Raw genomic sequence first — 14,120 nt, 5'->3', positions numbered from 1 at the left:
GCCTCAGACCAGGCGGGTGAGCCAGCCGTGGCGGTCCGGGACCCGGCCGTACTGGATCCCGGTGAGCTCCTCGCGCAGGGACAGCGTGGTCTCGCCGGACCCGCCGTCGGCCACCGTCCACGAGCCGCCGTGGGCGCGCAGCTCCCCGATCGGCGTGATCACCGCGGCGGTGCCCGCCGCGAACATCTCGGTGATCTCGCCGGCCGCGATCTGCGAGGTGAGCTCGGCGAAGTCCAGCCGCTGCTCGACGGGCTCGAGGCCGCGGTCCTCCGCGAGACGCAGGATCGAGTTGCGCGTGACGCCCTCGAGGATCGACCCGGTGAGCGAGGGGGTGAGGATCCGGCCGTCCTTCGTGATCGCGAAGACGTTCATGCCGGAGAGCTCGTCGACGAAGGTGTGCGACTCGGAGTCCAGGAACATGACCTCGTCCGCGCCCTGGGCGGCGGCCTGCTTCTTCGCGAGCAGCGAGGAGGCGTAGTTGCCCCCGCACTTCGCGTCGCCGGTGCCGCCGGCGCCAGCCCGCGCGTACTCGTCCGTCACCCACACCACGAGCGGCTGCACGCCGCGCGGGAAGTAGGCGCCGGCCGGGGAGGCGATGAGGTAGTAGTCCGCGATCGCGGAGGAGTTCACGCCGAGGAACTCCTCGTTGGCGAACATGAAGGGGCGCAGGTACAGGGAGGTCTCCCCCTCCGGCTGCGGGACCCACGGCTCGTCGGCCGCGACGAGCGCGCGCAGCGACGCCACGAAGTCCTCCACCGGCAGGTGCGGCAGTGCGAGGCGGTCCGCGGAGTGCTGGAAGCGCTCGGCGTTGCGCTCGGGGCGGAAGGTCCAGACGGAGCCGTCCGCGTGGCGGAAGGCCTTGAGCCCCTCGAAGATCTCCTGGCCGTAGTGGAGCACGGCGGAGGCCGGGGAGATCTCGAAGGGGCCGTAGGGGAGGATCTCGGCCTCGCCCCAGCCGCCCTCGGCGGTCCAGCGGGCACGGGCCATGAAGTCCGTGAAGTGCCGGCCGAAGCCGGGGGCGGCGAGGATGCGGGCGCGCTCGTCGTCGCCCACGCGACGGGTGGTGGTGGTCGAGGTGAAGGTGAGCGCGCTCATCGGAGGCTCCTGGGGCGGGACGGGACGGAAGGGGGTGGGGGTCAGCGATCGCTCACGGCGGCGACGAGGGCGTCGCCGATCGCGACGGTGCCGCGGGCGCCCAGGGAGGCGCGCTCGGCGAGATCGGCCTCGACGGCGTCGCGGACCTTCTGGGCGGGACCCGCGTGGCCGAGGTGGTCCAGCAGCAGGGCCACCGAGAGCACGGTCGCGGTCGGGTCCGCGAGGTCCTTCCCGGCGATGTCCGGCGCGGAGCCGTGCACCGGCTCGAACATCGAGGGGAAGGCGCCCGTGGGGTTGATGTTGCCGCTCGCGGCGAGGCCGATGCCGCCGCCGATCGCGCCCGCGAGGTCCGTGACGATGTCGCCGAAGAGGTTGTCGGTGACGATGACGTCGAAGCGGGCGGGATCCTGGACCAGGTAGATCATCATGGCGTCGACGTGGGCGTAGTCCACGCTCACGCCCGGGAACTCCGCACCGACCTCGTCGACGACCCGGCGCCACAGGTGCCCGGCGTGGACGAGCACGTTGTGCTTGTGCACGAGGGTGAGCTTCCCCCGGCGCGCGGCGGCCTGCTCGAAGGCGTAGCGGATCACGCGCTCGACGCCGACGGCGGTGTTGAGGGACACCTCGGTCGCGACCTCGAGCGGGGTGCCCGTGCGCATCGATCCGCCGTTGCCCACGTACGGGCCCTCGGTGCCCTCGCGGACCACGAGGAAGTCGACCTCGCCGGGCTCCGCGAGCGGCGTCGAGACGCCGGGCACGAGCCGTGTGGGGCGCAGGTTCACGTAGTGGTCGAAGCCGAAGCGGAGCTTGAGCAGCAGACCCCGCTCGAGCACGCCCGAGGGGACCTGCGGGTCCCCCACGGCGCCCAGCAGGATCGCGTCGTGCTCGGCGAGGCGGCTCATGTCCTCGTCGGTCAGGGTCTCCCCGGTGCGGTGCCAGCGGCCCGCGCCCAGGTCGAAGGGCGTCGTCTCGACGGCGACGCCCGCCGGCTCGAGGGCCGCGCGGAGCACGCGCAGGCCCTGGGGCACGACCTCCTGGCCGATCCCGTCGCCCTCGATGACGGCGAGGCGGAGGGTCGAGTCGTTCATCTGCTGCTCCTGGAGAGGTGTCGGTCGGGGTGGTGGGCGGGGATCAGTAGACGAGATCGGCGGCGTGCACGGAGTGCGCACCGATCTCGCGACCGATCTCCTCGGCGAGCTCGCGCGGGGCGGCCTCGTCGAGGTCGAGGACGACGAGCGCCTCGGAGCCCTGGGTGGTGCCGGCGCGGGAGACCTGCATGCCGGCGATGTTCACGCCCGCGGCGCCCAGCCGCGCGCCGTACTGGCCGATCATGCCGGGACCGTCGACGTAGCGGATGACCAGGAGGTGGTCGGAGAGCGGCACCTCGAGCTCGTGGCCGCCGATCTCGACGAGCTTGTGCTCCTGGCGGGCACCGCTGAGGGTGCCGGCGACGGAGACGACGGAGCCGTCGCGGAGGGTGCCGCGCAGCGCGACGACGTTGCGGAAGCGCTCGCTCTCCTCCTCGGTCTCGAGCTTCACGGAGATGCCGCGCTCCTCGGCCATGACGGGGGCGTTGACGTAGGAGACCTGCTCCGTGACCGTGCCGCGGAACATGCCGCGCAGCGCTGAGAGCTTGAGGGCGGTGACGTCATGGGTCGCGATCTCGCCGCGCACCACGATCTCGAGCACCTCGGGGGCCTCGGCGGCCAGGGCGGTGAACAGCTGGCCCAGGCGGTCGGCGAGGGCGACGCCGGGGCGCACGAGGTCGTCGAGGGCGCCGCCCGCGACGTTCACGGCGTCCGGCACGAGCTCACCGGCGAGGGCGAGGCGCACGGAGCGGGCGACGGCGACGCCGGCCTTCTCCTGGGCCTCCGCGGTGGAGGCGCCGAGGTGGGGCGTGAGGGTGATGTTCTCGAGCTCGAGGAGCTTCGCGGCGGTCTCGCTCTTGGCGGGCGGCTCGGAGCTGTAGACGTCCAGCGCGGCGCCGGCGATCTGTCCGGTGGTCAGCGCGGTGTACAGCGCCTCCTCGTCGATGAGCCCGCCGCGGGCGGCGTTGACGACGTGGAGGTTCGGCTTCGCGATCGCGAACTGCTCCGCGCCCAGCAGGCCGGTGGTCTCCGGGGTCTTGGGCATGTGGACGGTGATGACGTCGCTCTCGCGCATGATCTCGTCGAGCTCGACGACGCGCGCGCCGAGCTCGGCCGCGCGGGCGTGGCTCACGTACGGGTCGTAGGCGAGCAGGGTGACGCCGAAGGGGGCGAGGCGCTCGGCGACCAGCTGGCCGATCCGGCCGAAGCCGACGACGCCGACGGTCTTGCCCAGCAGCTCGACGCCGGTGAGCTGCTTGCGCTCCCACTTCCCGGCCTTGACGGAGGAGTCGGCCCGCGCGAGATTGCGCAGCGAGGCGAGGATGAGGGCCACCGCGAGCTCCGCGGCGGAGGTGATGTTCGAGGTCGGGGCGTTGATGACCATCGCGCCGGCGACGGTCGCCGCGGGGACGTCCACGTTGTCCAGGCCCACGCCCGCACGGGCGACGACCTTGAGGTTCGGCGCGGCGGCGAAGACCTCGGCGTCGACCTGGGTCGCGGAGCGCACCAGCAGGGCGTCGGCGTCGACGACGGCGGCGAGCAGCGCGGCGCGGTCGGCGCCGTCGACGTGGCGGACCTCCACGTCGGGACCGAGCACCTCGACGGTGGCGGGCGACAGCTCTTCGGCGATGAGGACGACAGGACTCGTCACGGAATCTCCTCCGGTACAGACGGCGATCGTCGCACTCATCCTCGGGGCGACGCGTATGAGCACAGCGTAATCCGCTGTCCGCCATGCGGTCGCCATGATCACGATCCGAGAAGGCAGGTGGCACGCATTCCCGGGGCCGGTTCACCGGCCCTCGGGACGTCGAGCTCGCCCCCTGCGCTCTCGTCGACCGCACCGGCCGCCCCGCTCAGGATCGGAGCGGCGCGTAGGTGTCGAGGTAGCGCTGGATGAGACCGCCCAGCTCCTCGTTCATCTCCGGGTCCCGGTTCAGGGCGTGGCCTGAGTTCGGGAACACCAGGACGTCATGCGGCACACCGTGCGCCTCGAGGATGCCCTCCATCTCACGGCTCGCCGCATAGGGGGCGACCTTGTCGAGCGCCCCGTAGGCGAGCAGCGAGGGCGGGGCGCCGTCGTGCACCAGGTCCTTCGCCGTGATGGGCGCGAGGACCTCCCGATAGGCGCCGCTGCGCATCATCTCCGGGGTGATCCTCTGTCCGGCCATGATCGAGGCGAAGGCGGCACCGGCCTCGGCCGACTCGTCCGTCGCGTAGTCGCGATCCTCGATGTCGAACCAGTCCGCGGGCTCGAAGCCCGCAGGTCCCACGAAGGACATGACGGCGTCCACCGGGAGCGCGAGGTCATCGGTGGCGCCGTACGCCGTGATCATCGCGAGGGCGCCGCCGGCGGAGCCGCCCGCGAGGACGATGCCGTCCAGGTCGTAGCCGCGCTCGCTCGCGGCGGCCTCGATCGCGGCGACGCCCGCCCTGATCTCCTGCGCCATCTCCGGCACGCTCGCCGTGCTGCCCTCGGAGGCCAGGGAGTAGTTGATGGTGGCCGCGACGTATCCCTGAGCGGCGAAGCTCTCGGCGATCGAGGTGTCATCGGCCTTGTCCCCGGAGGTGAACCCGCCGGCATGGATGTAGAGGACGAGCCGGGAGGCATGCGCCGCATCGGCGGGGAGGAAGAGATCGAAGCAGTTCAGCTCGCCGTCGCCATAGGGGAGGTCGGTCTCGACGCTGCCCATCGTGTCGTCCCAGTCGACCTCCTCGATCCCGGCGAAGCTCTGACCGGTCCTGGTCGCCATGAGAGCGCCGCCGCCGGCGGAGAGCGCGAAGACGAGCACGTAGATCCCGCCCCACATCAGACGGGAGAGCCAGCGCCTCATGAGAACGTCCTCCCGCCCAGGAGGAGGTCGAGGCCGAGGTTGAGGGCCAGCCATCCCGCGGCGGCGCCGAGGACCACCAGGACCGCGATGACGATCGCGCGCTTCTTCCATGTCTGCATCCCGTCACCCTAGGGACGCAGTTCCCCGCTGACCACGGCGGATGGTCGTCGCCTCCCCGTGCGGCGTCATACCCCGGGTGGACGGGAACGTGACGTCGGTCGACGCTCCCCGGACGGCCGACGGGGCGGGCACCCGATCCTGCGATCGGATGCCCGCCCCGCCGTGAGGGGACGCCTCGGGATCAGCGCGCGGCGCTGCCCTCGGTGTAGTCCGCGTCGACGCTCGTGGTGGACCACGAGAACATCTTGCGCAGGTCGCGGCCGACGGTCTCGATCGGGTGCGTCGCCTCCTTGGCACGCAGCTCCTGGAACTCGGTCGCGCCGTTGTCCTGGTCGTCGATGAAGCGCTTCGCGAAGGCGCCGGACTGGATGTCGGCGAGGATCGCCTTCATGTTCGCCTTGGTCTCGTCGGTGACGACGCGCGGGCCGGAGACGTAGTCGCCGAACTCGGCGGTGTCGGAGATCGACCAGCGCTGCTTGGCGATGCCGCCCTCCCACATGAGGTCGACGATGAGCTTGAGCTCGTGGAGGACCTCGAAGTAGGCGATCTCGGGCTGGTAGCCGGCCTCGGAGAGGGTCTCGAAGCCCGCCTGCACGAGGTGGCTCATGCCGCCGCAGAGCACGGCCTGCTCGCCGAAGAGGTCGGTCTCGGTCTCCTCGGTGAAGGTGGTCTTGATGACGCCGGCGCGGGTGCCGCCGATGCCCTTGGCGTAGGCGAGCGCGAGGTCCCAGGCGGAGCCGGTCGCGTCCTGCTCGACGGCGACGATGTCCGGGATGCCGCGGCCCGCGACGAACTCGCGGCGCACCGTGTGGCCGGGGGCCTTGGGGGCGATGAGCAGCACGTCGACGCCCGCGGGGACCTCGATGTAGCCGAAGCGGATGTTGAAGCCGTGCGCGAAGGCGAGCGCCTTGCCCTCGGTGAGGTGCGGCTGGATCGACTCGGTGAAGACCTTCCGCTGGTCCTGGTCCGGGGTGAGGATCATGATGAGATCCGCCCACTCGGCGACCTCGGCGACGGAGCCCGTCGTCAGGCCCTCCTCCTGCGCCTTCGCGGCCGACTTCGAGCCCTCGCGCAGGCCGACGCGGACCTCGACGCCGCTGTCACGGAGGTTCAGCGCGTGGGCGTGGCCCTGCGAGCCGAAGCCGATGACGCCGACCTTCTTGCCCTGGATGATCGAGAGGTCTGCGTTGTCGTCGTAGAAGATCTCCGCCACGATGTGCTCCTTTGTGTGTGGTTGTGTCCGCGCCGGGGCGGGGTTCGCACCCTCGGCGCCGGCGACAGGTCGATCCTATCGCCGTCCGTCTTACGTTGTGAGAGGCCGTCTCAGCCCGTGACCCTCGCGGGTCAGCCGAGGAGACTGCGGTCGGTGATCGCACGGCCGCCGCGGCCGATCGCGACCTCGCCGGACTTCACGATCTCGCGGATCCCGAAGGGCTCGAGCATCCCCAGGAGGGCGTCGAGCTTGTCCTGGGTGCCCGTGGCCTCGATGGTCACGGCGTCGGTGGCCGCGTCGACCACCTTCGCACGGAACATCTGGACCACCTCGAGGACCGAGGTGCGCGAGGCGTTGTCCGCGCCCACCTTGATGAGGATGAGCTCGCGCTGGATCGTCTGGCGGGGGTCGAGCTGGACGATCTTGAGCACGTTGACCAGCTTGTTGAGCTGCTTGGTGATCTGCTCGAGGGGGTGCTGGTCCACGTCGACGACCACGGTGATCCGCGAGATCTCCGGGTGCTCGGTGGGGCCCACCGCGAGCGAGGCGATGTTGTAGCCGCGGCGCGCGAACAGCGCGGAGACGCGGGTGAGCACGCCGGGCTTGTTCTCGACGAGGACGGACAGGGTCTGGGTGTTCGGTCGCATCACGGAATCGGTGGAGTTCATGCTCAGATGTCCCTCTCCCACTCGGGGCTCATGCCCTGGGCGATCTGGATCTCGTCGTTGGAGACGCCGGCGGGGACCATCGGCCACACCATCGCGTCGGCGCTCACGGTGAAGTCCACGACGACCGGGCGGTCGTTGATCGCCATCGCCGCCTCGATCGTCGCGTCGATGTCCTCGTCCCGCTCGCACCGCAGCCCCGCCGCGCCGTACGCGTCGGCGAGCTTCACGAAGTCCGGGATGCGGCGCGAGCCGTGACCGGTGTTGAGCTCGGTGTTCGAGTAGCGCTGGTCGTAGAACAGGTTCTGCCACTGGCGCACCATGCCGAGGCTCGAGTTGTTGATGACCGCGACCTTGATCGGGATGTCGTTGATGACGCAGGTCGCGAGCTCCTGGTTCGTCATCTGGAAGCAGCCGTCGCCGTCGATCGCCCACACCGGGACGTCCGGGCGGCCCACCTTGGCGCCCATGGCCGCGGGGACCGAGTAGCCCATCGTGCCGAGACCGCCGGAGTTGATCCAGCTGCGCGGGTTCTCGTAGGAGATGAACTGGCTCGACCACATCTGGTGCTGGCCGACGCCCGCGACGAACACCGAGTCCGGGCCGCTGATCGCGCCGATCCGGGAGATGACCTTCTGCGGCGCCGTGAAGCCGTCGGCCGTCTCGGTCCACCCCAGCGGGTAGGAGCTGCGCAGCGTGTCGAGCATCTGCCACCACGCGGCGTAGTCGCGCGGGTCCTGCTCCGCGGCGTCGAGGCGGTGGCGCAGCTCCGCGGTGAGGGCGGTCGCGACCTCCCCGGCCTGCCCGACGATCGGGACGTCGGCGGTGCGGTTCTTGGAGATCTCCGCGGGGTCGATGTCCGCGTGGACGATGGTCGCGTCCGGGGCGAAGGAGTCCAGGCGCCCGGTCACGCGGTCGTCGAAGCGGGCGCCGATCGCGATGATGAGGTCCGCCCGCTGGAGCGCGGAGACCGCCGCGACCGTGCCGTGCATGCCGGGCATGCCGAGCTGCTGGGGGTGGGAGTCCGGGAGCGCACCGCGGCCCATGAGGGTCGTGACGAACGGGGCGCCCGAGAGGTCCACGAGCTCGCGCACCTCGGCCGAGGCGTCCCCGCGCAGCACGCCGCCGCCCAGGAGGAAGACGGGCCGCTTCGCGGAGAGCAGCAGCGAGGCCGCCTCGCGGATCTGTTTGAGGTGGGGCCGCGCCTCGGGGTGGTAGCCGGGGAGGTCGAGGTCCTCGGGCCACACGAACGGGGCGGTCGCCTGCTGGGCGTCCTTCGTGACGTCCACGAGAACGACGCCGGGGCGGCCGGTCGAGGCGATGTGGAAGGCCTGCTTGATGGTGCGCGGGATGTCCGCGGCGTCCTTCACGAGGAAGTTGTGCTTGGTGACCGGCATCGTCATCCCGACGATGTCCGCCTCCTGGAAGGCATCGGTCCCGATGAAGGAGGAGCCCACCTGGCCGGTGATCGCGACCATCGGGATCGAGTCCATCTGGGCGTCCGCGATCGCGGTGATGAGGTTCGTCGCGCCCGGGCCGGAGGTCGCGAGGCACACGCCGACCTTGCCGGTCGCGTGGGCGTAGCCGCTCGCCGCGTGGCCCGCTCCCTGCTCGTGGCGGACGAGCACGTGGCGGAGCTTCTTGGCGTCCAGGAGCGGATCGTAGGTGGGGAGGATCGCGCCGCCGGGCAGGCCGAAGACGACCTCGGCCCCGGCATGCTCGAGGGACTCGACCAGCGCCTGCGCGCCGGTCATCTGCTGCGGGGACATCGTTGCTCCTTCGGATCGCGGACGGGGGACCAGGGGCGGCCGTGCCATGTTCCCCTCCCCCTCTCGGGTCCGTGCCCGCGGATCACGCTGAACACGAAAAAGCCCCTCGGCCTGGGGCTCTGGAGGGGCGCGGAGGACGTCTCGTAGGGACGAACGGGCGTCAGCCGCGCTCGATGACTACGAGAAGGATCTTCTGCATGGGCACACCATAGCCCGCGCGGCCTCGCCCTCCGCCGGGTCCGTCCAGGATGCGGACCCGCGCGGGACGGCGACCGGGCGGCGCCTCGGGGTCCGGCCATGCGGCGACACATTTCGACCCAAGCATTTGTTCGAGGCCGCATAACGCGTCACTATGGATCGCATGGACAGCCCTGACACCGACCTGCGCACCCCGGCCCCGAGCGCCGCCGGCGCCGCGCCCGCGCGCGTGCGGCCCTCCCGCTCCGGGAAGCCCCAGGGGCAGTGGAAGGTCGACGGCCCCACACCCCTGAACTCCAACGAGGAGGTCAAGGCCGCCGGCAACGGGCTCGACGTCCGCCGGCGCATCGAGGAGACCTACGCCCGCGAGGGCTTCGACTCGATCGACGGCGACGACCTCCACGGCCGCTTCCGCTGGTGGGGCCTCTACACCCAGCGCAAGCCCGGGATCGACGGCGGCCGCACCGCGCAGCTCGAGCCGCACGAGCTCGAGGACCGCTACTTCATGCTGCGCGTGCGCAGCGACGGCGCCCTGCTGCCCCCGCGCGCGCTGCGCGTGCTCGGCTCGATCGCGACGGACTTCGCCCGCGGCACCGCGGACATCACCGACCGCCAGAACGTGCAGTACCACTGGATCGGCATCGAGGACGTCCCGGAGATCTGGCGACGGCTCGACACCGTCGGCCTCGAGACGACGACCGCCTGCGGCGACACCCCACGCGGCTTCCTCGGCAGCCCGGTCGCCGGCATCGCGGCCGACGAGATCATCGATCCCACCCCCGTGATCGCGGAGATCAAGCGCCGCTTCATCGGCGACCCCGAGCTCGCGAACCTCCCCCGCAAGTTCAAGACCGCGATCACCGGCCACCCGAGCCTCGACGTCGCGCACGAGATCAACGACGTGTCCCTCGTGGGCGTCGTGCACCCCGAGCTGGGCCCCGGCTACGACCTCTGGGTGGGCGGCGCGCTGTCCACCACGCCGCGCCTCGCGGAGCGCCTGGGCGCCTTCGTCACGGAGGAGCAGGCGGCGGACGTCTGGCACGGCGTCATCCGCATCTTCCGCGACTACGGCTTCCGGCGCCTGCGCAACAAGGCCCGCCTGAAGTTCCTCCTCGCCGACTGGGGCAACGAGCGCTTCCGCGAGGTGCTCGAGACCGAGTACCTCGGCTACGCCCTCGCGGACGGGCCCGCCCCGGCGCCCGCGACCGGCCCCGGCGACCACGTCGGCGTCCACCCCCAGAAGGACGGCCGCTCCTACATCGGCGCCGCACCGACCGTCGGCCGCATCGGCGGGGACCTGCTCACCCGCCTCGCGGACCTCGTCGAGGAGGTCGGCGCCGAGGGCGTGCGCCTGACCGCCTTCCAGAAGCTCGTCGTGCTCGGCGTCCCCGCGGAGCGCGTCGAGGACGCGGTGGCCGGCCTCGAGGGGCTCGGCCTGCGCACCCGGCCCGGCGCCCTCCGCCGCTCCTCCATGGCCTGCACCGGCCTCGAGTTCTGCAAGCTCGCGATCGTCGACACGAAGGACACCGCCGAGCGCACGATCGACGAGCTCGAGACGCGTCTCGCCGACGTCGAGGACCAGCTCGAGGCGCCGATCAGCATGCACGTGAACGGCTGCCCGAACTCGTGCGCCCGCATCCAGACCGCGGACATCGGCCTCAAGGGTCAGATCATCACGACCGACGCGGGCGAGCAGGTCCCCGGGTTCCAGGTCCATCTGGGAGGATCGCTGGGACGCCACGATCTCGAGGTGCCGCAACTGGGACGCACGCTGCGGCAGCACAAGGTCGCGGCGACCGAGCTGGGCGAGTACGTGGAGAGGGTCGTGCGCCGTTACGTCGCAGGTCGCGACAGCGGGGAGACCTTCGCCGCGTGGACGCACCGCGCCGAGGACGAGGAGCTGCGATGACCGAGAACCGACCTTCCGCCGCCGCCGGCACCACGGGCGAGACCCCCGAGCAGCGCACCGCGCGGCTCCGCGCGATCGCCGAGGAGGCCTCCGCGCGCTTCGCCGAGCTGGAGAAGGAGCTCGGGCCCGAGGAGCTCGCGAGCGCGGTCTCCGCGTGGGCCGCCGAGCAGTTCGGCCCCTCCCTCGCCGTCGCGTGCTCGATGGCCGACGCGGTCCTCCCCCAGGTCGTCGCCGCGCACCGTCCGGGCGTCGACGTGCTCTTCCTCGACACCGGCTATCACTTCCCCGAGACGCTCGCGACGCGCGACCGGGTCGAGCAGGAGCTCGACGTGACGATCGTGGACGTGCTCCCCGAGCACACCGTCGCGGAGCAGGACGCCGAGCACGGTCCCCGCCTGCACGACCGCGACCCGGGCGCCTGCTGCGGCATGCGCAAGGTCGCCCCGCTGAAGCGCGTGCTCGCCGGCTATGACGCCTGGGTGACCGGCGTGCGCCGCGAGGAGGGGCCCACCCGCGCCGCGACCCCCGTCGTCACCTGGGACGAGGGCTTCGGTCTGGTGAAGATCAACCCGCTCGTGACCTGGAGCTACGACCGGCTCATGGCGTACTCCGCCGAGCACGGCCTGCCCGAGAACCCGCTGCTGCACCAGGGCTACCCGAGCATCGGCTGCCTGCCCTGCACACGCGCCGTCGCCCCCGGCGAGGACCCCCGCGCAGGCCGCTGGGCCGGCAAGGAGAAGACCGAGTGCGGCCTGCACCCGTCCGAGGGCGGCACCGGCACCGAGCAGGACGCCCAGGGCGCCCCGATCGCGGCCGTGCCCCTGCAGCTGATCACCGTGAACACCGCCGAGGAGGACCGATGACCACCGTCGCCCGCCCCCCGCAGGAGCTCGGCGCGCCGACCTCCCTGCTCGACGCCCTCGAGAGCGAGGGCATCCACATCATCCGCGAGGTGGTCGCGGAGCTCGAGCGTCCCGTCATGCTCTTCTCCGGCGGCAAGGACTCGGTGGTCATGCTCCACCTCGCGGTGAAGGCCTTCTGGCCGGCGCCCGTGCCCTTCCCCGTGCTCCACGTCGACACCGGCCACAACTTCCCGGAGGTCCTCGAGTTCCGCGACCGCACGGTCGAGCGCCTCGGGGTCGAGCTCAAGGTCGCGCGCGTCCAGGACTACCTCGACGACGGCCGGCTCGAGGAGCGGGCCGACGGCACCCGCAACCCGCTCCAGACCCTCCCCCTGCTCGACGGCATCGAGGACGGCCGCCACGACGCGGTGTTCGGCGGCGGCCGGCGCGACGAGGACAAGGCCCGGGCCAAGGAGCGCGTGGTGAGCCTGCGCAACTCCTTCGGCCACTGGGATCCCAAGAACCAGCGCCCCGAGCTGTGGCACCTCTACAACACGCGCCACCGCCCCGGGGAGCACGTGCGCGTCTTCCCGCTCTCGAACTGGACCGAGCTCGACGTGTGGCGGTACATCGCCCGCGAGGGCATCGAGCTGCCGTCCCTGTACTACGCGCACGAGCGCGAGGTCGTCGAGCGCGACGGCATGCTCCTCTCCCCCGGTGAGATCGTGCCGCTGCGCGAGGGCGAGACCACCTCCGTGCGCACGGTGCGCTACCGCACCGTGGGCGACGTGTCCTGCACCGGCGCCGTCCCCTCCGAGGCGCGGGACGTCGAGGCCGTCCTCGCCGAGGTCGCGGCGACCACCGTCTCGGAGCGCGGCGCGACCCGCGCGGACGACCGCATCTCCGAGGCCGCCATGGAGGACCGCAAGAAGGAGGGCTACTTCTGATGAGCACCGCATCACTGCTCCTGGATCCCACGGGATCCGCCGAGGGCGGCTCCGGCCCCACCCTCCTGCGCATCGCGACCGCCGGCAGCGTGGACGACGGGAAGTCGACACTCATCGGCCGGCTCCTGCACGACACGAAGTCCGTCCTCGCGGACCAGCTCGCCTCCGTCGAGGCGGCGAGCCGTCAGCGCGGCTGGAAGGGCGAGCTCGCCGATCTCGCGCTGCTCACCGACGGCCTCCGCGCCGAGCGCGAGCAGGGCATCACGATCGACGTCGCCTACCGCTACTTCGCGACGGCGACCCGCTCCTACGTGCTCGCCGACACCCCCGGCCACGTGCAGTACACGCGCAACACCGTCACCGGCGCCTCCACGGCGGACGTCGTCACGGTGCTCGTCGACGCCCGCAACGGCGTCGTCGAGCAGACGCGCCGGCACCTCGCGATCGCGGGCCTGCTGCGCGTCCCCCACGTGGTCGTCGCCCTGAACAAGATCGACCTCGTCGAGAACCCCCAGCAGGTGCACGAGGAGGTCGTCTCCCAGCTCGAGGAGATCGCGAGGACCCTCTCGATCGCCGACCTGCGCGTGGTGCCCGTCTCCGCGCTGCACGGCGACAACGTCGTGACCCCGTCGGAGAAGACGCCCTGGTACACGGGTCCCACCCTCCTGGACCTGCTCGAGTCCTTCCCGGGCGGCCAGGACCTGCGCGAGGGGCCCTTCCGTCTGCCCGTGCAGCTCGTGATCCGCCCCCAGCAGGGCGCCGTCGACCCCGCGCACGTCGACTACCGCGGCTACGCGGGCCTCATCACCTCCGGCTCGATCGCCGTGGGCGACGAGGTGGGCGTGGCGGGCTCCGGCCGGCGCACGCAGGTGGTCGGCATCGACCGCGGTCCGGAGTCCGTGGACCGTGCGGAGGCCGGCATCGCCGTGACCCTGCGCCTGGCCGACGAGCTCGACGTCTCCCGCGGTGACCTCATCGCCGGGGGCGACCTCCCCGTCACGGCGGAGTCCGCGACCGCGGTGCTCTGCTGGCTCGCGGAGAAGCCGCTCGTCCCCGGTGCCCGGGTGCTCGTCAAGCACGGCACGAGCACCGTCCAGGCGCGCGTCACCGCGATCCTCGAGAAGCTCGACATCGCGGCCCTCGAGCGGGTGCCCGCGGAGCAGGGCGAGCTCAACGACCTCGTCCGGGTCGAGCTGGCCTTCGCCCAGCCCCTCCCCCTCGAGCCCTACGGCGCGAGCCGCGAGGGCGGCTCGTTCATCGTGATCGACCCGCAGAGCGGGACCACGGTCGCCGCGGGGATGGTCGGCGCCGAGCTGCGCGCCTGAGCCGCGCCCCCGTCGGACCGACCGGTCCGACGGGGGCGCGTCCGCGCAGGACAGGGCCGGAGGTCCCTCGGCGCGGCCCCGGGAGGACTCCACAATGGCGGCAGCACCTCGC

Annotated in this window: 12 protein-coding genes; 4 read left to right on the top strand and 8 right to left on the bottom strand. The window is 71.9% G+C overall.

The window, feature by feature from the left end; translation table 11 throughout:
• Positions 1 to 3 precede the first annotated feature (3 nt).
• The 8 genes from NLU66_RS10290 to NLU66_RS10255 form a co-directional block, all read right to left on the bottom strand.
• On the bottom strand, positions 4 to 1,095 hold the full coding sequence (locus NLU66_RS10290) for a branched-chain amino acid aminotransferase (RefSeq protein ID WP_259359607.1): 1,092 nt from the start codon (positions 1,093 to 1,095) through the stop codon (positions 4 to 6).
• A 41-nt stretch (positions 1,096 to 1,136) separates the two neighbouring features.
• Positions 1,137 to 2,186: a 3-isopropylmalate dehydrogenase gene (locus NLU66_RS10285; RefSeq protein ID WP_259359606.1), complete on the bottom strand. Its 1,050-nt coding sequence runs from the start codon at positions 2,184 to 2,186 to the stop codon at positions 1,137 to 1,139.
• A gap of 43 nt (positions 2,187 to 2,229) precedes the next feature.
• Complete coding sequence (serA, locus tag NLU66_RS10280) at positions 2,230 to 3,837, bottom strand: phosphoglycerate dehydrogenase (RefSeq protein WP_259359605.1); 1,608 nt, start codon at positions 3,835 to 3,837, stop codon at positions 2,230 to 2,232.
• 205 nt (positions 3,838 to 4,042) lie between these two features.
• The gene (locus tag NLU66_RS10275; protein ID WP_259359604.1) at positions 4,043 to 5,020 is read right to left on the bottom strand and encodes an alpha/beta hydrolase; all 978 of its coding nucleotides are present in this window, start codon (positions 5,018 to 5,020) and stop codon (positions 4,043 to 4,045) included.
• Positions 5,017 to 5,139: a hypothetical protein gene (locus NLU66_RS10270; RefSeq protein WP_259359603.1), complete on the bottom strand. Its 123-nt coding sequence runs from the start codon at positions 5,137 to 5,139 to the stop codon at positions 5,017 to 5,019. Before NLU66_RS10270 ends, NLU66_RS10275 begins: the two co-directional genes overlap by 4 nt.
• A 182-nt stretch (positions 5,140 to 5,321) precedes the next feature.
• A complete protein-coding gene (gene ilvC / locus NLU66_RS10265; protein ID WP_259359602.1) occupies positions 5,322 to 6,353 on the bottom strand; it encodes a ketol-acid reductoisomerase in 1,032 nt (343 codons plus the stop codon).
• A gap of 131 nt (positions 6,354 to 6,484) precedes the next feature.
• Positions 6,485 to 7,021, bottom strand: a complete 537-nt coding sequence (gene ilvN / locus NLU66_RS10260) for an acetolactate synthase small subunit (protein WP_240811083.1) — start codon at positions 7,019 to 7,021, stop codon at positions 6,485 to 6,487.
• Positions 7,022 to 7,023: 2 nt separating this feature from the next.
• Positions 7,024 to 8,787 (bottom strand): acetolactate synthase large subunit, encoded by a 1,764-nt coding sequence (locus NLU66_RS10255; RefSeq protein ID WP_416232154.1) that lies wholly within the window; start codon positions 8,785 to 8,787, stop codon positions 7,024 to 7,026.
• 361 nt (positions 8,788 to 9,148) lie between these two features.
• Between NLU66_RS10255 and NLU66_RS10250 the strand changes: the two genes are divergently transcribed.
• From NLU66_RS10250 to NLU66_RS10235, 4 genes are read left to right on the top strand one after another with little or no spacing between them, the layout of a single operon-like run.
• Positions 9,149 to 10,894 (top strand): nitrite/sulfite reductase, encoded by a 1,746-nt coding sequence (locus tag NLU66_RS10250; protein WP_259359600.1) that lies wholly within the window; start codon positions 9,149 to 9,151, stop codon positions 10,892 to 10,894.
• Entirely contained in the window at positions 10,891 to 11,757 is an 867-nt protein-coding gene (locus tag NLU66_RS10245; RefSeq protein WP_259359599.1) for a phosphoadenylyl-sulfate reductase, read from the top strand. The genes NLU66_RS10250 and NLU66_RS10245 overlap by 4 nt, the downstream gene beginning before the upstream one ends.
• Complete coding sequence (gene cysD, locus NLU66_RS10240; protein ID WP_259359598.1) at positions 11,754 to 12,683, top strand: sulfate adenylyltransferase subunit CysD; 930 nt, start codon at positions 11,754 to 11,756, stop codon at positions 12,681 to 12,683. Before NLU66_RS10245 ends, cysD begins: the two co-directional genes overlap by 4 nt.
• Positions 12,683 to 14,008, top strand: a complete 1,326-nt coding sequence (locus NLU66_RS10235; RefSeq protein WP_259359597.1) for a sulfate adenylyltransferase subunit 1 — start codon at positions 12,683 to 12,685, stop codon at positions 14,006 to 14,008. Before cysD ends, NLU66_RS10235 begins: the two co-directional genes overlap by 1 nt.
• The last annotated feature ends 112 nt before the right edge of the window (positions 14,009 to 14,120 follow it).

The organism is Brachybacterium sp. NBEC-018 (assembly GCF_024860185.1).
In the GTDB taxonomy this organism is placed as follows: domain Bacteria; phylum Actinomycetota; class Actinomycetes; order Actinomycetales; family Dermabacteraceae; genus Brachybacterium; species Brachybacterium rhamnosum.
The sequence above is the reverse complement of the archived record's forward strand: the minus strand, read 5'-3'. Positions and strand labels throughout refer to the sequence as shown.

Excerpts from the sequence above, each read along its gene's own strand:
- NLU66_RS10290 (WP_259359607.1), bottom strand. The coding sequence starts at position 1,095 with ATGAGCGCGCTCACCTTCACCTCGACCACCACCACCCGTCGCGTGGGC.
- NLU66_RS10285 (WP_259359606.1), bottom strand. The coding sequence starts at position 2,186 with ATGAACGACTCGACCCTCCGCCTCGCCGTCATCGAGGGCGACGGGATC.
- NLU66_RS10275 (WP_259359604.1), bottom strand. The coding sequence starts at position 5,020 with ATGAGGCGCTGGCTCTCCCGTCTGATGTGGGGCGGGATCTACGTGCTC.
- NLU66_RS10270 (WP_259359603.1), bottom strand. The coding sequence starts at position 5,139 with ATGCAGACATGGAAGAAGCGCGCGATCGTCATCGCGGTCCTGGTGGTC.
- ilvN (WP_240811083.1), bottom strand. The coding sequence starts at position 7,021 with ATGAACTCCACCGATTCCGTGATGCGACCGAACACCCAGACCCTGTCC.
- NLU66_RS10255 (WP_416232154.1), bottom strand. The coding sequence starts at position 8,787 with ATGTCCCCGCAGCAGATGACCGGCGCGCAGGCGCTGGTCGAGTCCCTC.
- NLU66_RS10250 (WP_259359600.1), top strand. The coding sequence starts at position 9,149 with ATGGACAGCCCTGACACCGACCTGCGCACCCCGGCCCCGAGCGCCGCC.
- NLU66_RS10245 (WP_259359599.1), top strand. The coding sequence starts at position 10,891 with ATGACCGAGAACCGACCTTCCGCCGCCGCCGGCACCACGGGCGAGACC.
- cysD (WP_259359598.1), top strand. The coding sequence starts at position 11,754 with ATGACCACCGTCGCCCGCCCCCCGCAGGAGCTCGGCGCGCCGACCTCC.
- NLU66_RS10235 (WP_259359597.1), top strand. The coding sequence starts at position 12,683 with ATGAGCACCGCATCACTGCTCCTGGATCCCACGGGATCCGCCGAGGGC.